We start from the raw sequence: 21223 nt of genomic DNA, 5'->3' as shown, positions 1-21223 counted from the left end.
GCGGTGCGGGGGCGGTGCGCGCGGAGGGTCGGGGCTGCGCGCGCACCGCCGGGCGGGGGCGGTTCAGCGGTAGAGGCGGACGTCCGCGAGGCTCCACCAGTGGGGGGCGGTGGCGGTGCCGGTGATCCGCAGGTAGCGGGCGCGGGTGTCGCGCGGCAGGTCGACGGTGGTCAGCTGGCCGGTGCCGGGCCCGTCCGCCAGGGGGTGCCAGCGGGTGCCGTCGTCGCTCGCCTCGATCTTCCAACTCCGGGCGTAGTCACCGAGGTTGTCGCCGCTGTCCAGGGCGATCCGGTCGAAGGCGGTGCGCCGCCCGAGGTCGAGCTGCAGGTACTGGCCGGGGGTCTGGGCCGTTCCGCTGGACCACCGGGTGGAGCCGTCCGCGTCGATCGCCGCGCGGGCGTCGGCGGCGGCCGGGAGGGCGGTGGCGGTGGCGCCGGTGAGCGGGACCTCGCGCCGGTCCGGCTTCGGCGCACCGGACTCGGACCACCGGAAGGTGGCCAGCGCGCCGCCGGGCAGCGTGTACGCGAAGCTCTGCCCGCCGACCGCGACCGCGAAGTCGCGCGGCGCGTCGTTCTCGTTGTGCACCACCAGCACGGTCGAACCGTCCGGGTCGGTGAACGCGACGTCGGTCAGCTGCCCGTTCCAGCCCGGCGTGCCGAAGCTGGTGCTGGCGATCCGGACGGCGCCGGGGCGGACGAACTTCGACAGGTGGCCGATCGTGTAGTACTCGGCGCCGGTGGTCACGCTGTGGTCGTCGTGCACGGTCAGCAGCGCGGTGCAGGTGCCGCAGCCGCCGTTGTGCGGGCCGTCGTGCTCGTCCAGCGCGATGTTCCAGTTGAGCACGGACCTGGCCCAGTTGCGGGTCGCGCCGACGGTCAGGTTCCGGGCGTGCCAGGTCAGCGTCCCGCGGAAGGTCTGCGCGGGGGTGTCGGTGGGGCCGTGCGAGCCGGAGCACTCGGTGAACCAGATGCCCTTGTCCGGGTGCGCGTCGTGCAGCGCGCTCTGCGCGGCCGGGTCGCCCGCGTAGCAGTGGTAGGCCGTCCCGGCCAGCCACTGGGCGGCGTCGCTGTCCAGCAGCCGGTACGGGTAGTCGGTCTCGGGGTCCTCGCCGGGCGGGGTGTTCTTCACGTCGTCGGGGTGGGTGGCCCAGTTGTGGTCGTAGCCGAGGATCTTCGTCCGCGGGCTGGCCTTCTTCAGCAGCGGCCCGAGCGCCTCGACCACCTTCTCCTCCTGCTCGGCCGTCAGGTCGGTGCCCGGGTACGCATTGGGCTTGCGGTTCTGCGGCTCGTTCTGCACCGTCAGGTAGTCGACCGGGACGCCGGCCGCCGCGTACGCCTGCACGAACTTCACCAGGTAGCGGGCGTACGCGTCGTACACCGCCGGGTCGTCCTTGAGCTTCCCCTCCAGCAGCGAGTCGCCGGTCTTCATCCAGGCGGGCGGGCTCCACGGCGTCGCCACCACCGTCAGCTCCGGGTCGAGCTGCCGGGCCCGGCGCAGCAGCGGGAGGATCTGCTGCTCGTCGTGGGCGATCGAGAAGCGGCTCAGCGCGAAGTCGCTCTGCCCGGCCGGGACGTCGTCGTAGGTGTAGTGCGCGGCGGCGGCCGTGAAGTCGGAGGAGCCGATCGGCTGGCGCACCATGCTGATGCCGATGCCCTGCGCGGGGTCGAAGAGGCGGCGCAGCGCGGCGTCCCGGTCGGCCGGGGGCAGGCCGCTCAGGACGGCGGCGGAGGAGTCGGTGATCGAGGCGCCGAAGCCGTCCATCCGCTGGAAGGTCCGGGTCGGGTCGACGGTGATGGTGGTGCGGACGGAGGCGCCCGGCCGGAACGCCACCGACGGGCGCTGGTGCAGCAGTTCGGCGCCGTCCGGGGTGGTGACCCAGACCTCGACGGCGGCGGCGGGCCGGTGCGGGGACGCGGGGGCCGCGCCCATCAGGCCGAGGGCCAGTGCGGTGGCCGTGGCGGTGCCGAGCACGCGTCGGTACATCGAGTTCCTCTCCCCTTGCCTTCATGAAACAAAATGAAACGTTTCTGACATATCTGCGTGCGTTCAGGAAACGGCACCGGCTTTCCCGCTGTCAAGATTCCTGCACCCCTTGCAAGTTGGGAGTTGTATGATCGCTTCCATGAAACGAAACGATGAAACACATGGGTAGGCCGAAGTCGACGCGGGTCACCGTCCGGGACATCGCCGCGGCCGCCGGGGTCTCCCCCGCCACCGTCTCCCGCGTCCTGACCGGGCAGGCCGTCGTCGCCGAGGAGACCAGGGCCGCCGTCCGCACCGCGATGGAACGCCTCGGCTCCCCCGAACCCGCCGCCCCCCGGCGGACCGCCCGGCCCGGCGCCGTCTTCGTCCGCTGCCCCTACCTGCTCACCGACTACTTCGGCACCATCGTCACCGCCGTCGCCGAGGCCCTCGACCGGCACGGCCGGGAACTCATCCTCAGCGCGGGCAGCTCCGCCCAGCACAACGGGGCGCTCACCGGGCTGGCCCGCCGCCGCGACCTGGCCGGCGCCCTGCTCGTCCTCCCCGTCGAGGACAGCGCCGCCCTCGAACAACTGCGCCGCCAAGACCTCCCGTTCGTGGTCATCGACCCCCGCACCCCCGTCCCCCGGGACATCGCCGCCGTCTCCGCCTCCCACTTCACCGGCGCCCGCAACCTCACCGCCCACCTGGTCGCCCTCGGCCACCGCCGGATCGGCTTCATCAACGGCCCCGACGACTGGCTCGCCTCCGCCTCCCGCCACGCCGGCCACGCCGCCGCCCTCGCCGAAGCCGGCGTCCTCATCCCCCCGGACCTCGTCACCCACATCGAACCCACCAGCGACTGGGGCCACACCGCCGCCGCCCGCCTCCTCGACCTCCCCCGACCCCCCACCGCCCTGGTCGCCTTCAACGACAAGGCCGCCGTCGGCGCCCTCCGCGCCGCCCACGAACGCGGCCTCCGCGTCCCCACCGACCTCTCCATCGCCGGCTTCGACGACGACTACCTCAGCCGCACCTCCATCCCCACCCTCACCACCGTCCGCCAACCCCTCGAAGAACTCGGCGGCCTCGCCGTCAGCCTCCTCCTCCGCCTCATCGAAGGCACCGCCCTCGAAGCCCTCCACGTCGAACTCGCCACCGAACTCATCGTCCGCGACTCCACCGGCCCGGCCCCGGACGGCCGGAACGGAACGGCCTGACACCCGCAACGGACGGGGTCACGATTCGGTCCCGGCAGCCGCCGCACTCCGCCCGAACCGGGATGCTCGCGGGCATGACCGACCAGACCATCGCCCAGTCCCCGCAGCCCTCGGATCAACCGGCAGCCTCCCCGCTGCTCACCGCTGCCCAGAGCCGGCCCGCACGGACGCTGTCGGTGCCGGTCTGGCTCGTTGCCGGCCTGACGGGCTTCGCGGCCGGCGCAGCAGCGGTCGGCCTCGCCTGGGGGCTGTCCTCCGACAGTTCCTCCGCACCTGCCGGCGCCTCGACGAATACCGAGACGTTCACCCTCGTCGGGTCGATGACGTTGACCAGCGGAGCTGTGGACACCAAGAGCGGCTGCGCCGGCTCGAGCGGCTACAGCGACATCCGCACGGGCGCCGGGGTCACGGTCTACGACGAGAGCGGAAAGGTACTGGCCATCGGCGCTCTGGGGCCCGGCATGACGCAGGGGGTGGACGGTTGCGCGTTCACGGTGAACGTGGCCAAAGTCCCCAAGGGGTCGAAGTTCTACCAGGTCGAGATCAGCCACCGGGGGAAGATCAACCTGTCGAGCAACGATGCGGAGGCCGGCCTGTTCGGAGCCACCTTGGGCTGATCCGCCCCGTCCGCGAACGTGGGGGCGGACCTTGCGACGGCCCTCTTCCGGAGGTCGGCAGCATGACGCCCCGCACAGTTGGAGGTCGACCAGCTGACGGCGAGTCACGATCCGGACACACCAACCACACCACTTCTCCACCGGCGCTACGGTCCCCTCCAGATGACCGACACTTCCGGGGACTTCGAACGTGCGCCGAGCCACCATTGCCATCTGGCTGCTTCTCGCAGCCGCCGCCACCACTGCCTGCGACCCCACTCCGGTCGCCACCGGCCCCACCGCGCCGGCTCCTCCCGTGGCCACCCCGGCCGGTGGGACGGCACCCGCCCCGGCTGGTGGGACGGCACCCGCCCCAGCCGGTGGGACGGCACCCGCCTCGGGAGGGGAGGCGAAGACCGCCGCCCTGCCTGACTTCACCGGCATGGGGCTGCAGGCCGCGCAGGACCGGGCCCAGGCTGCCGGTTTCCACCTCTTGCACTCGCACGACGCCCTGGGGCGGTCCCGGTCCCAGATCGACGACCGGAACTGGAAGGTGTGCTCGCAGGCCCCGGCTGCCGGTCAGCAGCCCACTGGCACGACGGTCGACATGGCTGCGGTGAAGCTCGACGAGCAGTGCCCCGCGACGGACCAGGGCGGGTCGACGCCGCAGGCCGGATCGGTGATGCCGGACGTGAAGGGCAAGTCGGTGGCGGCGGTGCGGGACATGATGCCGAAGAACACGTCGTTCTCGGTGAAGGACGCGGCGCAGTCGCGCATGGTCCTGGTGGAGTCGAACTGGCAGGTGTGTTCGCAAGGCCCGGCGGCCGGCACGGCGTTGAACGGTCAGCCGGTGACGTTGGGGGTCGTCAAGTTCGGCGAGGCCTGCCCCTGACCCGCTCGCCCTCCCGCCATCGGGCCCGGCCGCTCCCCTCGACGGAGCGGCCGGAGCCGTTTGACGGGCCGTCAGGAAGTCGGAGGTGTTTGGGGAGCCGTACACGGGTCACCCGATGCCGGGAGCGAACCGAAGCGGGGTGGCCCCGGACGGGCGGCCTCGGGTCAGGAGGCAGAGGATGTCCAGCGGTCTGATCGTGGCGATCGTCGTGATCGCCGTGGTGGTGGCGGCACTCGGTGCGTTCGCCGTCCGCCACCGGCAGCAGCGCCCCGGCCTGAGCCGCCGGTTCGGGTCCGAGTACGAGCGCACCGTCGCCCGGCACGGCGGTGACACCGCCGCGGCCGAGCGCGAGCTCGCGCTGCGGGTGGAGCGCCACCGGGAGCTGACCCTCACGCCGTTGAGCGGCGCCGAGCGGGCCCGGGCCGAGGAGCAGTGGGCGCAGGTGAAGGCGCGTTTCGTCGACGACCCCCGGCAGGCCCTGGCCAATGCGGAGGCGCTGCTTGCCCGGGTGGCCCGCGACCGCGGCTACCCCGACTCCGACGTGGACGCGCAGATCGACACCATCTCGGTGGACCACGGCGAGCACGTCGAGTCCTACCGGGAACTGCACGCGCTCTCCCTCCCGGACGCCGCCGGGCGGCCCGCGGACACCGAGGAGCAGCGCGCGGCCCTGCTCCGGGCCCGGGGGCTGTTCACCGCCCTGGTCGGCGCCGGCGGCGAGCCGGAGCGCGCCCACGCCCGCGGCCCGGCCAAGGCCCCGGTCGGCCGCCGCGCCGGACGGGTGCCGACCCGGCGCGAGCACCACGCCTGAGCACGGACCGGACTCCCGCGCCGGCACCGCCCGCCCCACCGTTCCCCGAGGAGGACAGCATGACCACCAACGACCCCGTCACCAACCGCGGCCGCTTCGTCTCCGGCACCGGCACCGGTCAGGTCCCCGGCCGGACGCCCGCCGCTCCGCCCCGTCCCGCCCCCGCCGAGCGCCCCGGCGCCCTGGACTCCGCCCTCGATCCCGCCACCGACGACCGCGCCGCCGACACCGCCCGGCACCCCGCCGACCCGGCGAAGGCCCCGGGGCCCGCCCGCCCGCGCTCCACCGCCGGGAACCCGCCGGCCCTGGCCGACGCCGGCTCGGACCTCGGCTCCGGCCCGCTGCTGCCGCCGGAGTTGGCCTCGCGGCTGACCGGCCGGCTGGAGCACGCGGTGGGCAGCTTCGTGGACGACCCCGGCCGGGCCGTCCAGGAGGCGGACGAGGCGCTGGACGAGACGGTGCGCCGGCTGACCGACGGCCTGCACGAGCGCCGCACCGCCCTGCGCGAGGCGTGGCACGCCGACGGCGACGGCTCGCACCGGAACGACCCGGACGACCCGGCCCGCACCGAGGAACTGCGCCTGTCCCTCCGCGCGTACCGCGAGCTGCTCCAGCACCTGCTGGCGGCCTGAGGGCCGGTGACGGACGCGAACGGGCCCGGCCGCTCCCCTCGGTGGAGCGGCCGGGCCCGTTCGCCGGAACGGCTAGCCCACCGACGAGTACGCGATGATGCCGCGCCGCATGCCGTCGACCGCCTTGCGGGCGGTCTTGCGCAGCTCCGCGTTGTCGCCGGCGGCGTCCTGGATCTGGCCGAGGACGTCGATGAGCTGCTTGGTCCAGCGGACGAAGTCGCCGGCGGGCATGTCCGCGTCGCGCAGGACGGCGTCGAGGTCGTGGCCGAGGGCCCAGCGGTAGGCGGTCCAGGCGAAGCCGAGGTCGGGTTCGCGCTGGCCGACGCCCTCGGCGGTGGAGATCTTGTGCTGCTCCTCCAGGTCGTCGAGCCGGCTCCAGATCCGGACCATCCTGCCGAGCGCCTCCTTGGCGCCGCCCTCGGGGACGCGCGGGGCGGTGGCGTCGTCGGACTGGCGGGCCTCGTAGACCAACGCCGAGGCGCAGGCGGCGAGTTCGGCGGCGGCGAGGCCGTCCCAGACGCCCTCGCGGATGCACTCGGAGGCGAGCAGGTCGAGTTCGCCGTAGAGCCGGGCCAGGCGCTTGCCGTCGGCGGTGACGGTGTCGCCGCTGAGGTAGCCGAGGTCGGCGAGCAGGCCGCAGACCCGGTCGAAGGTGCGGGCGATGGTGTGGGTGCGCGAGCGCATCCGGCGTTCGAGGAGTTCGGTGTCGCGGTGCAGGCGGTGGTAGCGCTCGGACCAGCGGGCGTGGTCCTCGCGCTCGTCGCAGCCGTGGCAGGGGTGCTGGCGCAGGGCGGTGCGCAGCCGGCTGATCTCGGGGTCGTCGGCGGCGGCGGCGCGGCCCTTGCGGTGGCGCTCGGGTTCGAGGTGGCCGGCCTTGGTGCGCAGCGCGGAGGCGAGGTCGCGGCGGGACTGCGGGCTGCGCGGGTTGAAGGACTTGGGGATCCGCATCCGGTCCACGGCGGCGACGGGGTACGGGAAGTCGATCATCGCCAGGCGCTTGACCTGCCGTTCGGCGGTGAGCACGACGGGGCGCGGCCCGTCCTGGAAGTCGGGGTGCCGGTGGTGCCCGCCGCGGCCGCTGCGGCCGTCCGGCGGCAGGCCGGGGTCGAGGACGAGCGCGAGGCCGGCGAACTTGCCGGTCGGGACGTGGATGATGTCGCCGGGCCTGAGCTGTTCGATGGCTTCGACGGCGGCGTTGCGGCGCTGGTTGGAGCCCTCGCGGGCGAGCGCGTTCTCGCGGTCCTTGAGGTCGCGGCGCAGCTGCATGTACTCGTCGAAGTCGCCGAGGTGGCAGGTCATCGACTCGCGGTAGCCCTCCAGGCCCTCCTCGTTGCGCTGCACCTGCCGGGCGATGCCGACCACCGAGCGGTCGGCCTGGAACTGCGCGAAGGAGGTCTCCAGCAGTTCGCGGGAGCGGTGCCGCCCGAACTGGCCGACCAGGTTGACGGCCATGTTGTACGAGGGGCGGAAGGAGGACTTGAGCGGGTAGGTGCGGGTGCCGGCCAGGCCGGCCAGCGCCTCCGGGTCGAGTCCGCGCTGCCAGAGCACGACGGCGTGGCCCTCGACGTCGATGCCGCGGCGGCCGGCCCGGCCGGTGAGCTGGGTGTACTCGCCGGGGGTGATGTCGGCGTGGGTCTCGCCGTTCCACTTGACCAGCTTCTCCATGACCACCGAGCGGGCGGGCATGTTGATGCCGAGGGCGAGCGTCTCGGTGGCGAAGACCGCCTTGACCAGGCCCTGGACGAACAGCTCCTCGACGACCTCCTTGAACCGGGGCAGCATGCCGGCGTGGTGGGCGGCGATGCCGCGCTCCAGGCCGTCCAGCCACTCGTAGTAGCCGAGGACGTGCAGGTCCTCGTCGGGGATGTCGCGGCAGCGCTCCTCGACGAACTGGCGGACCTTGAAGCGGTCGGCGTCCCGGTTCAGCCGCAGGCCGGAGTTGAGGCACTGCTGGACGGCGGCCTCGCAGCCGGCCCGGCTGAAGATGAAGGTGATGGCGGGCAGCAGGCCCTCGGCGTCGAGCCGGTCGATCACGTCGACCCGGTTCGGCGTCCAGACCCGGCCGGGGCGGCCGGTGGGCATCGAGCGGCCCCGGCCGCGGGCGAACCGGTCCCGGCCGCGGTCGGCCTCGGAGCGGGCCAGGCGCACCAGTTCGGGGTTGACGGCCTTGGCGGGGTTCTTCAGGCTGCCCTTGGGGCGGCCGTCCCGGTCGGGGCTGGCGAACAGGTCGTACATCCGGTTGCCGGCCATCACGTGCTGCCAGAGCGGGACGGGGCGGTGCTCGGAGACGATCACCTCGGTGCCGCCGCGGACGGTGTCCAGCCAGTCGCCGAACTCCTCGGCGTTGGAGACCGTCGCGGAGAGCGACACCAGCGTCACCGACTCGGGGAGGTGGATGATGACCTCCTCCCAGACGGCGCCGCGGAACCGGTCGGCGAGGTAGTGCACCTCGTCCATCACCACGTAGCCGAGGCCGTCGAGGGCGTTGGAGCCCGCGTACAGCATGTTGCGCAAGACCTCGGTGGTCATCACGACGATCGGCGCGTCCCCGTTGACCGAGTTGTCGCCGGTCAGCAGGCCGACCTTGGCCTGGCCGTAGCGCTTGACCAGGTCGCCGTACTTCTGGTTCGACAGCGCCTTGATCGGCGTGGTGTAGAAGCACTTGCGGCCGCCGGCCAGCGCCAGGTGGACGGCGAACTCGCCGACGATGGTCTTGCCGGAGCCGGTCGGCGCGGCGACCAGGACGCCCTTGCCGTCCTCCAGGGTGCGGCAGGCGCGGACCTGGAAGTCGTCGAGCGGGAAGTCGTACAGCTGCTGGAACCCGTAGAAGGCGGTGGCCTGCTCCTTGGCGCGCGCGCGGGAGGCCGCGTAGCGCTCGGCGGGGCTGAGCTGCTCCTCGGCGGCGGGGTCGAGCTGCTCTTCGGGCATGGGCTTGCCGGGCACTGGCGTCACCTGTTCTTCCCGTGGGTGTGGCTGGACGAGAACGCAGACGGCGACGCCTGCGGCTGCGGGGCCGTGGCCCGGAGGGGCGACGGGGCGCAGCGGGTGCGTGGGGTGTGGTGATCGAGCATCTCAGCCTGAGATTACCCGTCTGGAGTGACATCAACATCAGACTTTTCCGGCACTTCGCGGAGCCGTCACCGGGAGCGTCCCGGCCCGGCCGTCAGCGCGACATCAGCGACACCAGCCCGACGACGGTGCCGCCGAGGACGAGCAGCGCGAAGATCACCGCGGACGCCAGCGCGGGCGTGCTGACCGGCTTGCCGGCGGGGGCGACCACGACCCGCCCGGCCGGCGGCGGCATCGGCGACGGCACGGCGTCCCGCGGCGCGGCGTCCTGCGGCGCGGCGGCGGGGGCCGCCACCGGGGCTGACACCACCGGGACGGGCACCATGGGGGCGGACAGCACGGGGACGGACCACACGGGAGCGGGCACCGGAGCCGGAGCGGGCACCGGAGCCGGGGCAGGCGCCGGAGCGGGAGCCGAAGCCGGATCGGGAGCAGCGGTGGACGCCGCGGTGGGCAGCGGCGGGTGCGGCTGCCGCTGGGCCGCGGCGGCCAGGTCGAGTTCGGTGGCGAGGCCCCGGGAGAGCCAGTCCTCGCCGCGGCTGAGCCCGCCGGGCCCGGCGGCCCGGGCGCAGTGCGCGATGACCTCGGCGGGGGCGGGGCGGTGGGCGGGGTCCTTGGCCAGGCAGGCGGCGACCAGATCGCGCAGGGCGGGCGGGCAGTCGGCGAGGTCGGGCGCCTCGTGGATCATCCGGTAGTGCAGGACGTGCGAGTTGCCGTCGCCGAAGGGGTGCCGGCCGGTGGCGGCGACGTGGGCGAGCACGCCGAGCGAGAAGACGTCGGCGGCCGGGGTGACGGCGGAACCGAGGAACTGTTCGGGGGCCATGAAGCCGGGGGTGCCGGGGCCTTCGCCGGTGCGGGTGAGCGTGGTGCCGTCGGCGGCGCGGGCGATGCCGAAGTCGATCACCTTGGGGCCGTCGGCGGCCAGCAGCACGTTGCCGGGCTTGAGGTCGCGGTGCACGATGCCGGCCTCGTGGATGCTCTGCAGGGCCTCGGCGATGCCGGCGGTCAGCAGCAGGCAGGCGTGCGGGGGCAGCGGGCCGTGCGCGCGGAGCATGCGTTGCAGCGAGGGGGCGGCGACGTAGGCGGTGGCGAGCCAGGGCTGCGGGCCGGTGGTGCTGCCGGCCACCACGGGCACGGTGTACACGCCGTGCACCCGGCGGGCGGCGGCCACCTCGTGGGCGAAGCGCTGCAGGAAGGCCGGGTCCTCGGCGTAGTCGGGGCGGATCACCTTGAGCGCGAGGGGCTGTCCGGCGGGGCTGTGGGCGAGGTAGACCACGCCCATGCCGCCCGAACCGAGCCGGGCGGCGAGCCGGTACCCGGCGACCTGGACCGGGTCCCCGGGGTGCAGGGGCTGGAGCACCGGCCCTTCGTACGGTCCGTCGGACACCTGTGTCCCCCTCGTCTCCCGGGCGGCCCGGCGCCGCCCGCAGCTTGACGGTGGATCAGGTTAGCGGGCCGGGGCCCGGTGCGGGCCGGGCGGTTCCCCGGGGGCGGGGGCCGGAACCGCGTCCGGGCGAACTGTTCACATCCGGAGTTGCAAATGTCTTCAAGTGGTCGGCAGTTCGGTGCTTCCCGGCCCCGTTCCGGGCAGATCCGAAAGATTGCGGTCAACACCCGGCCGCAGTGCGGTCCCGTTCCTACAGTCGTGCCGATCGACCCGGCCGGCCGGCCACGGCGGTGCGCAACCGCGCACGACGGCACACGACAGCAGGAGGACAGGCGATGGCGAATCTCGAAACCTCGCTCAAGGAAGCCATGACCATCGAGGGCGCCATGGGCGTGGCCCTGGTGGACTACGGGAGCGGCATGGCGCTCGGCACCCTCGGGGACAGCGGCGAGCTCGACATGAACGTCGCCGCGGCCGCCAACACGGACCTGGTCCGTGCCAAGATGCGGGCCATGGAGATGCTCAACCTCCACGACGACGGCATCGAGGACATCCTGGTCACCCTCACCGGCCAGTACCACCTGATCCGGCCGCTCACCACCGCCGGCGGGCGCGGCCTGTTCCTGTACCTCGCGCTGAACCGCAGCCGGTCCAACCTCGCCATGGCCCGGCACCAGTTGAAGCGGATCGAGGCGTCGCTGGAGGTCTGAGCGCGGGAGCGGCGGCCTGCGTGCCGCCGGAGAGGGGAGGAAGCATGCCCGTACCGCTGTACCAGGCCAAGGCCGAGTTCTTCCGGATGCTCGGCCACCCGGTGCGAATCCGGGTCCTCGAACTGCTCCAGGCCGGCCCGACGCCGGTGCGGGGGCTGCTGGCCGAGCTGGACGTCGAACCGTCCAGCCTCTCCCAGCAGCTCGCCGTCCTGCGCCGCTCCGGCCTGGTCACCTCGACCCGCGAGGGGTCGACGGTGGTGTACGCCCTGGCCGGCGCGGACGTCGCCGAGCTGCTGCGGACGGCCCGGCGGATCCTGACCGAGCTGCTCGCCGACCAGGGCATGCTGCTGGCGGAGCTGCGCGCCGCGCGCTAGCTGTTCTGTCCTGTGAGGTTGGGGACGCGGCTGGCGGGCGAGCAGGCCCGTCAGCGGGTGAGCAGGCGGGCCAGGCCGTCGGCCAGCCGCCGGTACTCCTCGGGGCGGTTGTAGAGCTGGGCGCTGATCCGGAGGATGCCGCCGCCGGGCCAGGGGCGGACCGCGACCCGGGTGTCGAGGGTGCGGCGGACGGCGGTCATCAGGGCTTTGGCGGCGTGCTCCTGCTCGGCGGTGCCGGGCGGGAGCCGGACGGCGCGCATGCCGAGGCCGGGCAGGGCCGGGAGGGCCCGCAGGCCGGCCCGTTCGACCAGCAGCCGCTGTCCGTACGCGGCGAGCCGGTCGTTGTGGTCGCGCAGCCGGTCGGCGCCGATCCGGTGGAGCAGGGCGAGGCCGGCGGGGGCGGCCAGCCACGGGGTGTAGTCGAAGGTGCCGCGCCACTCGACCCGGCGGGGGAAGCCGCGGTCGTGCTCCCAGGAGAGGGTCAGCGGGCGGACCCTGGGCCGCCAGGGCCGGTCGACGGCGAGGACGGCGGCGGCGCGCGGGGCGAAGGCCCACTTGTGCAGGTTGCCGGCCCAGAAGTCGGCGCCGCCGGCCGCGCCGCCGAGGTCGACGGGCAGGGCGCCGGGGGCGTGCGCGGCGTCGACCACGGTGGTCACGCCGCGTTCGCGCAGCGCGGCGAGCAGGGCGGGGGTGGCGACGGCCCGGGCGGTGGGCGAGCTGACCAGGTCGAGGACGGCGACCCTGGTGTGCGGGGTGACGGCGGCCAGGACGCGTTCGGCGACGGCGTCCTCGTCGGGGGCGTGCGGGGAGATCCGGACCCGGCGCACCACGGCGCCGGTCTCGGCGGCGCGGCGTTCGCAGGCGCGGGTGACCGCGCCGTAGCCGTGGTCGGTGACCAGGACCTGTTCGCGGGCGCCGAGCGGGACGGAGTCCAGGGCGACGGCGACGGCCTCGGTGACGTTGGTGGTCAGGGCGAGCCGGTCGGGGTGGCCGCCGAGGGCGGCGGCGATCTCGGCGCGGGCCCGGGCGATCCGGTCGGGGGCGTCCTGGAAGAAGCCGTCGGGGTCGCGTTCGAGGGCGGCGCGGAGTTCGGCCTGCCGGCGCTGGACCGGGACGGGGACGGCGCCGTAGGAGCCGTGGTTGAGGTGGGCGGTGCCGGGGTCGAGGGTGAACAGGGTGGTGCTGCCGGGCAGTGGCGCGGGCGGGTCGGCGGCCGGAGCGGTCCGCGGGTTCCCCGGATCCTTCATGCGCACCCTCCAAATGCTGTGTGACATTTCACACTGCATACTTCTAGCCGACCGGGGCCGGGCACGGCAACCATCGGCGGGTGACTCACACCGACCCCTACCTCGCGCTGAGCGCCGCCACCGGCCGCTTCAGCTACGGCGCCCCGCGCGCCGTCACCCTGTCCGCCGACGCCGGCCGCGCCCTGTTCCTGCGCTCGACCGGCGCCACCGACCCGGTCGAGCGGCTCTGGCACTACGACCTGGCCACCGGCCGGGAGCGGCTGGTCGCCGACCCGGTGGCGATCGCCCCGGGGCGCACCGGCGCGGCCGCCGAACTGCCGCCGCTGGAGCGCCGGTTGCGCGAGCGGATCCGGCTGTGGGCGCCCGGCATCGGCTCGTTCGCGGCCACCGCCGACCTGTCCCGGGCCGTCTTCGCGCTGGACGGCCGGGTCTTCCGGTGCGACACCGAGGCCGGCACCAGCACCGAACTCCCGGTCGCCGGGCCCGCGTTCGACCCCCGGCCGAACGCCGACGGCTCGGTGGTGGCGTACGTGGCCAGCGGGGCGCTGCACCTGACGCCGGGCGGGCGGATCAGCCCGGCGGACGGCGCGCTGTGGGGCGTGGCCGAGTTCGCCGCGCAGGAGGAGCTGGGCCGCACCCGGGGCCACTGGTGGGCGCCGGACGGCAGCGCGCTGCTGGCCGCCCGGGTGGACGAATCCGCCCTGCCGCTGCGGCACTTCGCCGACCCGGCGCACCCGGAGGCGGCCCCGGAGTCCTTCGCCTACCCGCAGGCCGGCGGCCCGAACGCGGACGTCCAGCTGTGGGTGCTGCGCCCGGGCGGCGCCCCGACGCAACTGCGCTGGGACACCGGCGAGTTCCCGTACCTGACGGCAGCGGGTTGGGAGGGCGGCGGCGAGATCCTGCTGACCGTCGCGGACCGGCTGCAGCAGCGCGTGCTGCTGCTGAGCGCCGACCCGGCGACCGGCGCCACCCGCGAACTGAGCCGCACCGAGGACGAGTTCTGGGTCGACCCGCTGCCCGGCACCCCGCTGCGGCTGGCCGACGGCCGGGTGCTGACCTCCGCCGACACCCCGGCCGCCCGCGGGGTGGCGCTGGACGGCAAGATCCTCACCGACGAGCGCCTCCAGGTGCGCCGGGTGGTCGGCCCGCGGCCCGACGGGCGGCTGCTGCTGGAGGCGGGCGACGGCGACCCGGCCGACCAGCACGTGTTCCTGCTCGACCCGGGCACCGGGGCGCTGGAGAAGCTGACCGCGGGCGCGGGCGTGCACGCGGTGGCCGCCCACGCCGGGGACGTGCTGCTGCTCACCTCGGCCTCGCTGGACGGCGTCCGCCGCGAACTGCGAACTCCCGCGGGCCGCACGGACTTCCCCGACCTGACGGCCGAACTCCCCTACCGTCCGCGCCCGTTGCTGTCCCGGGTGACCGAACTCGCCCTGCCCGCCGCGGTGCTGTACCCGCGCAGGCACGTGCCGGGCCGCCGGCTGCCGGTGCTGCTGGACGTGTACGGCGGTCCGGGCTTCCAGGTGATCGCCAACGAGCCGCGCCGCTGGCAGTTCAAGCAGTGGTGGGCCGACCGGGGCTTCGCCGTGGTGACGGTGGACAACCGGGGCACCCCGTTCGTCTCGCCGGACTTCACCCGGGCGGTCTTCCGCCGCTTCTCGCAGGTCGCGCTGGACGACCAGGTGGCCGCGCTGCGGGCGCTCGGCGCCGCGCACCCGGACCTGGACCTGTCCCGGGTCGGGGTGCGCGGCTGGTCGTACGGCGGGTACTTCGCGGCGCTGGCGGTGCTGCGCCGCCCGGACGTGTTCCACGCGGCCAGCGCGGGCGCCCCGCCGACCGACTTCCGGCAGTACGACACCGCGTACACCGAGCGCTACCTGGGCCTGCCGCAGGACAACCCGGAGGGGTACGCGGCGGACTGCCTGCTCGGCGACGCGCCGGGGCTGCGCCGGCCGCTGCTGCTCGTCCACGGCCTGGCGGACGACAACGTGCACCCCTCGCACACCCTGCGGCTGTCCGAGGCGCTGACCCGGGCGGGGCGGGCGCACACCGTGCTGCCGCTGCCGGGGGTGAGCCACATGCTGCCGGACGGGGCGCTGGAGCGGGTCGCGGTGCAGGAACTGGCCTTCTTCCGCGAAAAGTTGGGCCTGGGCCGGGAGGCGGGCGCACCCCCTTCCCCGTAGTGGATGACATGTGAAATATTACCGGCCATCCGTTTACCCACCCTTGAGAGAGGACCGGGTCACTTGCGCAGACTTCCCACAGCCCTCATGGCTGCGCTGACCACCGGTGCGATAGCACTGACCACCACCCCCGCGTTCGCCCAACCTCACGGGCCCGCCGCCGAGTTGACGGCCCAGCAGGCCGCGGACGGCCGGGAGGCGCCGCCCTCCCCGCTGCCGCCGCAGGAGAAGGCCCGGCAGGCCCTCAAGGCCCAGGCCCTGGCGCAGGTCAACCAGGGCAAGGTCGCCAAGGACGGCAAGTCGGCGCCGGCCAAGGTCAAGGTCGGCAACGACTACGTCCAGCTGGCCAACAAGCGCACCGACAAGGTGTTCGTGATCCTGGCCCAGTTCGGCGACCAGGTGGACGACACCACCCAGTACAACGGCCAGGCCCGCTACGGCGGCACCCCGGGCCCGAAGCACGACGCGATCCCGAAGCCGGACAGGAGCGACACCCACACCTACTGGGAGAGCGACTTCAGTCGCGACTACTACCAGAAGATGTTCTTCGACCCGACGCCCGGCGCGAACTCGATGCGCAACTTCTACCGGACCCAGTCCTCGGGCCGGTACGACATCCAGGGCACCGTCACCGACTGGGTGACCGTGCCGTGGAACGAGGCCCGCTACGGCTCCAACAAGGGCCCCCAGGGCGGCGGCGCGTGGACCCAGGCCCAGGAGTTCATCCGGGACGCCACCAAGGCGTGGTACGACGGCGAGATCGCCAAGGGCCGCACCGCGGCGGACGTCAAGGCGGAACTGGCGCAGTACGACACCCAGGACCGCTACGACTACGACAAGGACGGCGATTTCGACGAGCCGGACGGCTACCTCGACAACCTGGTCGTCGTCCACGCCGGCGTCGACGAGACCTGGGGCGGCGGCGCGCAGGGCGGCGACGCCCTGTGGGCGCACCGCAGCTGGGCCTTCTCGGACCCGACCGGCCGGACCGGCCCGGCCGGCAACAAGATCGGCGGCGTCCCGCTGGGCGACTCCGGCCTCTACGCCTACGACTACGTGCAGGCGGGCGAGAACAGCGGCGTCGGCCTCTTCTCGCACGAGTACGGCCACAACCTCGGCCTGCCCGACCTGTACCCGACCACCGGCGGCGACAACTCGGTCAGCTTCTGGTCGCTGATGTCCTCCGCCTCGTACCTGGGCAAGGGCAAGAACACCACCGGCGAGTACCCGGGCGACCTGGACGCCTGGAGCAAGCTGCAGATGGGCTGGCTCGACTACGACGAGGCGCAGGCCGCGACCCGCTCCAGCCACACCCTCGGCGTCAGCGGCTACCACACCGACCAGGCGCAGGCCGTCCTGGTGCACCTGCCGCCGAGCACCACCACCACCTCGCTGGCCGACCCGTACGAGGGCGGCAAGCAGTGGTGGAGCGACACCGGCGACAACCTGGACGCCGTGCTCTCCCGCACCGTCGACCTGACCGGCGCCACCGACTCGGCCGCACTGGACGCGGCCGCCTGGTGGGACACCGAGCAGGACTACGACTTCTTCACGATCGAGGGCTCGACCGACGGCGGCCGGACCTGGACGCCGCTGCACGGCACCGTCGACGGGCAGCCGATCGGCGACACCCCCGCGCTGACCCCCGGCCTGAGCGGCACCTCCAACGCCTGGCAGCAGCTGCACGTCCCGCTCGACGCCTACCTCGGCAAGAGCGTGCAGGTGCGCTTCCACGTCACCTCCGACTCCAACACCCACGGCAAGGGCGTGCTGGTCGACGCGGTGCGGCTGACCGCCGACGGCTCGGTGCTGCTGAGCGACGGCGCGGAGAACGGCGACAACGGCTGGACCGAGGTCGGCTTCTCGGCCATCCGGGGCAAGGACGCCGTCCAGCAGCACCCGCGGGCGTACCTGGTGGAGAACCGCCGCTACGCCGGCTACGGCGCCTTCCTGAAGACCGGCCCGTACAACTTCGGCTACTCGGGCGTGCCGGGCAAGGCCAACGTGATCGACACCTACCCGTACCAGGAGGGCGTCCTGGTCTGGCTGTGGGACACCGGCTACGGCGACAACAACACCGCCGACCACCCGGGCGGCGGCCTGATCCTGCCGGTGGACGCGCACCCGAAGGCACTGCGGTTCGCGGACGGCTCCGTCACCAACGGGCGGTCGCAGCCGTACGACGCGCCCTTCTCGCTGAAGCCGACCACCGGCTTCACCCTGCACAAGGCGGGCGCGGCAACCGAGGTGCCGTCCGAGCCCGCGGTGCCCGCGTTCGACGACCACTCCGGGGTGTACACCGATCCGGCGCTCCCGCAGCTCGGGGTGAGGGTGCCGGACACCGGCACCCGGATCGAGGTGGTCCGGGAGACCCAGGGCGGCAGGCTCACCACCGTCAAGGTGGGTCCGGTCTCCTGACCGGAATGTGATCCGCCGGAACCCGCAGGCCGGCAGCTTGTAAAGAGTTCTTTCTAAAGATAGCTTTAGAACATGAGCGAAGAGCTGCCGGCCATCCGGCTCACCGATCCGCGCGCCCTGCGCGCCTACGCCCATCCCACCCGGATGGCACTGGTGGGCCTGCTCCGCCTGCACGGGCCGCTGACCGCGACCCGGGCGGCGGAGCTGCTCGGCACCGAATCGGTGGCGAGCTGCTCCTTCCACCTGCGCCAGCTCGCCAAGTACGGCCTGGTCGAGGAGGCGGGCGGCGGGCGCGGCCGGGAGAAGCCCTGGCGGGCGACCGCCGCCTTCACCAGCTGGGACGCCTCCCCCGCCGACCCGGAGCAGGCCGCCGCCACCGAGGCCCTGCAACGGGCCGTGCTGGACGGCTACTTCGCCCGCGCCACCGGCTGGCTGCTGCACCGCGGCACCGACGCCCCCGAGTGGCGCGAGGCCGCCTCCTTCGGCGACAGCGCCGTCCTGGTCACCGCCGAGGAACTCACCGAACTCACCGCGCGCATCGAGGAGTTGACCCGCCCCTACACGGAGCGGCTGGGCCGCCCCGGCCCGCCCCCCGAGGGCGCCCGGGCCGTCCAGCTGATCCGGCTCGCCGTCCCCACCGACACCCCGGAGGGCACGGCGCCGTGAGCCTCCTCGACACCCGCCCGGCCGCCGCCGTCCGCCGCCGGATACCCGCGCTGCTCCACGAACCGGCCTTCCGCCGCTACTGGACCGGCCAGACCGTCTCCTCGCTCGGCGACCAGATCACCCTGCTGGTCGTCCCGCTGATCGCGGTCTCCACCCTGCACGCCACCGCCGCCCAGATGGGCTACCTGACCGCCGCCGGCTACCTGCCCTACCTGCTGCTCTCGCTGCACGCGGGCGGCTGGGCCGACCGCTACGGGCGCCGCCGCCGGGTGATGATCGCCACCGACCTGGGCCGCGCCGCCGTCCTGCTGACCGTCCCGCTCGCCCACGCGGCCGGGGTGCTGACGCTGACCCAGCTGTACGCAGTGGTGCTCGCCGTCGGCGCGCTGTCGGTGTTCTTCAACGTCTGCAACCCGCCGCTGTTCGTCGCCCTGGTGCCCGCCGAGCAGTACCTCAGCGGCAACGCGCTGATCAACGGCAGCCGGGCCGCCACCTACGTGGCCGGCCCCGGCCTCGGCGGCCTGCTGGTCCAACTGCTGGCCGCCCCGCTGGCGCTGGTGGTCGACGCGGCCTCCTTCCTGGTCTCCGCGCTGTTCCTGCGGAGGATCGACCCGGCCGAACCGCCGCGCGCCGAGAAGGAGCACAGCGGCGCCGCGGAGGGCCTGCGCTGGATCCGGCAGGACGCGGTGGTCCGGGCCTCGCTGCTCGGCACCGCCACCGTCAACCTGTTCACCTTCGTCATCGGCGCGCTGTTCGTCCTCTACGCCACCCGGGAACTCCACTTCAGCGCCGGACTGCTGGGCGCGGTGATGGGCGCCGCCGCCGTCGGCACCCTGCTCGGCGCGGCCCTCACCGGACGGCTCGCCGCCCGGATCGGCATCGGGCCCGCGTTCCTGCTCGGCCTGGTGCTCTTCCCCGCCCCGCTGCTGCTGGTCCCGCTCGCGGGCGGCTCGGTCGCCACCTCCGCGGCCCTGCTGTTCGGCGCCGAGTTCCTCTCCGGCGTGGGCGTGATGATCCTGGACATCTCGGCCGGCACCATCTTCGCCGCCTGCATCCCCGACGCCCTGCGCTCCCGGGTCTTCGGCGCCTACCAGGCCGTCAACTACGGCGTCCGCCCGCTGGGTTCGCTGCTCGGCGGCCTGCTCGGCAGCACCATCGGCCTGCGCCCCGCGCTGTGGACCGCCGCGGTCGGCGCCACCGCCTCCGCGCTCTGGGTGCTCTTCTCGCCCATCCCCCGGCTGCGCGAACTCCCCGTCCAGACGCCGGAGAAGGGGCCGGAGAGCTGAACCGCCCGCGCCCCGCCGCCTTCACCGGGACGCTTCAAAATCCGCGAACCATAGCGCATTCGTGCATATGCCCGAGGGATATGACGGAAAGTCTCGCTCTCCCGTGGCAGCGCCGGTAGCGTTGCGTCCCGGTCAGACTACCGCAGGTGAAGGCGGTGACGGCGACGCACCGTGCCCCGCACGGTGGGGAGGGAACGCGGTACGTGCCCGGGATCGAGGAGTGCCTTGCGGAAGCCATGGGGATCACCGGCGCCCTGGGGGTCAGCCTGGTCGACTGGACCAACGGCCTGGCCATAGGCACCGCCGGTCTCGGCCCCGACGGCGACCACGAGGTCGGCGCCGCGGACGCCACCGAGCTCGCCCGGGCCGTCACCCAGACCCCGTCGTTCGCCGACCCGGACAGCGGCGCCCCGCCCGCCGAGGACGTCATCGTCACCTCGGCGGGCAACTACCACCTGCTGCGCTTCGTCCCCGCGGCCTTCGACGCCAACGTCTTCCTCTACCTGCGGCTGGACCGGGACCTCGCCAACCTGGCGATGGCCCGGCTCCGGCTGGCCGCCATCGCCGACCGGCTGGTGCTCTCCTGATGCGGCCCACCGACACCCTCGCCCCCGCACCGGCCCCGGCCCTTTCCCCAGCCCCGGCCCTTTCCTCGGCCCCGGAGCCGCCACCGGCCGTGCCGCCCATGCCGACGGTGCCGCCGCTGCTGGTCGCCTCGCCGGTCTCGGTGCACCGACTGGTGCCCGCCGCCGGGCAGTTCGGCCCGGCCGCCGAGGTCCCCGGCCCGTACCTGACCGCGCTGCCCCCGGCCGCCGGGCCCGCGACGCCCCCGGCGCCCCGGCCGCGGGCCCACGCCGCGCCGCTGCCGCGCCGCCGGCGCTCCAGCTGCGCGCCCGCCACCACCTTCGAGGCCGCGCTGACCGACCTCGCCGCGGAGGGCTCCACCGGCGCCCTGCACGGCCCGGACGGCGCGGTGCACCTGTCCGGCGGCCTGGTGGTGCACGCCGAGGCGCCGGGCGCGGCGACCGTCGGCCACCTGCTGACCGGGGCCGGGCGGATCACCGTGCGGGAGTGGGAGGACAGCCTGCTGCTGGGGGCCGGGCGGCTCGCCGAGTACCTGCTGGGCAGCGGCCTGGCCGGGGCGGGCGAGCTCGAACTCGCCCGGCTGGCCGCCACCCTGGACGGCGCGCAGGACGCGCTGGCCCAGCACGGCGGCGAGCTGCGCTTCGACCCGGCCGCCCGCCCGGTGTTCGCCCTGGCCCGCCCGCTCTCGGTGCTGGAGCTGCGCGGCGCGATCGGCCGCCGCCGCTCGCTGCTGGACGGCTGCTGGCCGTCCGCCGAGCTGGACCGGGCGCCGCTGCTGGCCACCGGCGCCGCCCCGACCCGCCGCACCGCGGTGCCGCACCGCCGCCGGCAGGCGCTGCTGGCCGCCGCCGACGGCACCCGCACCGCGCCCGAGCTGGCCCGGCTGCTGGGGCGTTCCACCTACGGCACGCTGCTGGACGTCCGGCAGCTGGCCGCCGCGGGGCTGCTCGCCGTCCCGCGGCCGGCCGCCGTCCCCGACCCGCCCCCGGCCGCGGTGTCCCCGGCCGCCGTGCCGCCGGCCGCGCCACCGGACGTGCTGCTGCCGCCCGGTCCGCGCTCCTACGACTCCGCGGACCCGGAGGTGGGCCTGCTGCTCCGACTACGCGCTGCCCTGGAGGCCCTGTGACCGCCCCGCCCGCCCGCCCCGTCCCGCCGACCGAGTCATGAAGCGGACCTTTCGACAAC

General features: G+C 74.3%; 17 protein-coding genes. 13 read left to right on the top strand and 4 right to left on the bottom strand.

Translation table 11 applies throughout. The features are described 5' to 3' along the window. Positions 1-63: 63 nt before the first annotated feature. Positions 64-1983, bottom strand: a complete 1920-nt coding sequence (locus OU787_RS30810; protein ID WP_268661319.1) for a discoidin domain-containing protein — start codon at positions 1981-1983, stop codon at positions 64-66. 161 nt (positions 1984-2144) lie between these two features. Here OU787_RS30810 and OU787_RS30805 point away from each other — a divergent pair, with 161 nt between their 5' ends. From OU787_RS30805 to OU787_RS30785, 5 genes are all read left to right on the top strand, one after another. Further along, positions 2145-3182, top strand: a complete 1038-nt coding sequence (locus tag OU787_RS30805; protein WP_030458411.1) for a LacI family DNA-binding transcriptional regulator — start codon at positions 2145-2147, stop codon at positions 3180-3182. A 74-nt stretch (positions 3183-3256) separates the two neighbouring features. Further along, the gene (locus OU787_RS30800) at positions 3257-3799 is read left to right on the top strand and encodes a hypothetical protein (protein ID WP_268661318.1); all 543 of its coding nucleotides are present in this window, start codon (positions 3257-3259) and stop codon (positions 3797-3799) included. A 421-nt stretch (positions 3800-4220) separates the two neighbouring features. Then, the gene (locus OU787_RS30795; protein ID WP_268661317.1) at positions 4221-4670 is read left to right on the top strand and encodes a PASTA domain-containing protein; all 450 of its coding nucleotides are present in this window, start codon (positions 4221-4223) and stop codon (positions 4668-4670) included. A 178-nt stretch (positions 4671-4848) separates the two neighbouring features. Continuing rightward, a complete protein-coding gene (locus OU787_RS30790) occupies positions 4849-5481 on the top strand; it encodes a hypothetical protein (RefSeq protein ID WP_268661316.1) in 633 nt (210 codons plus the stop codon). Between the two features lie 59 nt (positions 5482-5540). After that, positions 5541-6113 carry a hypothetical protein gene (locus OU787_RS30785; protein ID WP_268661315.1) on the top strand — a complete coding sequence of 191 codons (573 nt, stop codon included), beginning with the start codon at positions 5541-5543 and terminating at the stop codon, positions 6111-6113. A 72-nt stretch (positions 6114-6185) separates the two neighbouring features. Here OU787_RS30785 and OU787_RS30780 read toward each other — a convergent pair whose 3' ends face one another. Further along, positions 6186-9041, bottom strand: coding sequence for a DEAD/DEAH box helicase (locus OU787_RS30780; RefSeq protein WP_030458408.1), 2856 nt, complete (start codon positions 9039-9041; stop codon positions 6186-6188). A 235-nt stretch (positions 9042-9276) separates the two neighbouring features. Beyond that, the gene (locus OU787_RS30775) at positions 9277-10569 is read right to left on the bottom strand and encodes a serine/threonine-protein kinase (protein WP_051816598.1); all 1293 of its coding nucleotides are present in this window, start codon (positions 10567-10569) and stop codon (positions 9277-9279) included. Positions 10570-10904: 335 nt separating this feature from the next. On the opposite strand from OU787_RS30775, the gene OU787_RS30770 reads away from it, so the two are divergent. Then, positions 10905-11279 (top strand): hypothetical protein, encoded by a 375-nt coding sequence (locus OU787_RS30770; protein ID WP_030458406.1) that lies wholly within the window; start codon positions 10905-10907, stop codon positions 11277-11279. 44 nt (positions 11280-11323) lie between these two features. Continuing rightward, a complete protein-coding gene (locus OU787_RS30765) occupies positions 11324-11653 on the top strand; it encodes an ArsR/SmtB family transcription factor (protein WP_030458405.1) in 330 nt (109 codons plus the stop codon). 50 nt (positions 11654-11703) lie between these two features. On the opposite strand, the gene OU787_RS30760 is transcribed toward OU787_RS30765, so the two are convergent. Next, on the bottom strand, positions 11704-12900 hold the full coding sequence (locus tag OU787_RS30760; protein WP_030458404.1) for an aminotransferase class V-fold PLP-dependent enzyme: 1197 nt from the start codon (positions 12898-12900) through the stop codon (positions 11704-11706). Positions 12901-12980: 80 nt separating this feature from the next. Between OU787_RS30760 and OU787_RS30755 the strand changes: the two genes are divergently transcribed. The 6 genes from OU787_RS30755 to OU787_RS30730 all read left to right on the top strand — a co-directional run bounded on the left by OU787_RS30755 (position 12981) and on the right by OU787_RS30730 (position 21164). After that, entirely contained in the window at positions 12981-15083 is a 2103-nt protein-coding gene (locus tag OU787_RS30755) for a S9 family peptidase (RefSeq protein ID WP_030458403.1), read from the top strand. 87 nt (positions 15084-15170) lie between these two features. Then, the gene (locus tag OU787_RS30750; protein ID WP_030458402.1) at positions 15171-17501 is read left to right on the top strand and encodes an immune inhibitor A domain-containing protein; all 2331 of its coding nucleotides are present in this window, start codon (positions 15171-15173) and stop codon (positions 17499-17501) included. A gap of 72 nt (positions 17502-17573) precedes the next feature. Then, positions 17574-18167 carry a winged helix-turn-helix domain-containing protein gene (locus OU787_RS30745; protein WP_030458401.1) on the top strand — a complete coding sequence of 198 codons (594 nt, stop codon included), beginning with the start codon at positions 17574-17576 and terminating at the stop codon, positions 18165-18167. After that, a complete protein-coding gene (locus tag OU787_RS30740; protein ID WP_051816597.1) occupies positions 18164-19453 on the top strand; it encodes an MFS transporter in 1290 nt (429 codons plus the stop codon). Before OU787_RS30745 ends, OU787_RS30740 begins: the two co-directional genes overlap by 4 nt. A 203-nt stretch (positions 19454-19656) precedes the next feature. Continuing rightward, a complete protein-coding gene (locus OU787_RS30735) occupies positions 19657-20040 on the top strand; it encodes a hypothetical protein (protein WP_030458399.1) in 384 nt (127 codons plus the stop codon). Positions 20041-20138: 98 nt separating this feature from the next. Then, positions 20139-21164 (top strand): hypothetical protein, encoded by a 1026-nt coding sequence (locus OU787_RS30730; RefSeq protein WP_051816596.1) that lies wholly within the window; start codon positions 20139-20141, stop codon positions 21162-21164. The last annotated feature ends 59 nt before the right edge of the window (positions 21165-21223 follow it).

It is taken from the genome of Kitasatospora sp. YST-16 (genome assembly GCF_026802215.1).
In the GTDB taxonomy this organism is placed as follows: domain Bacteria; phylum Actinomycetota; class Actinomycetes; order Streptomycetales; family Streptomycetaceae; genus Kitasatospora; species Kitasatospora cineracea.
This window is presented reverse-complemented; position numbering and strand designations above follow the sequence as displayed.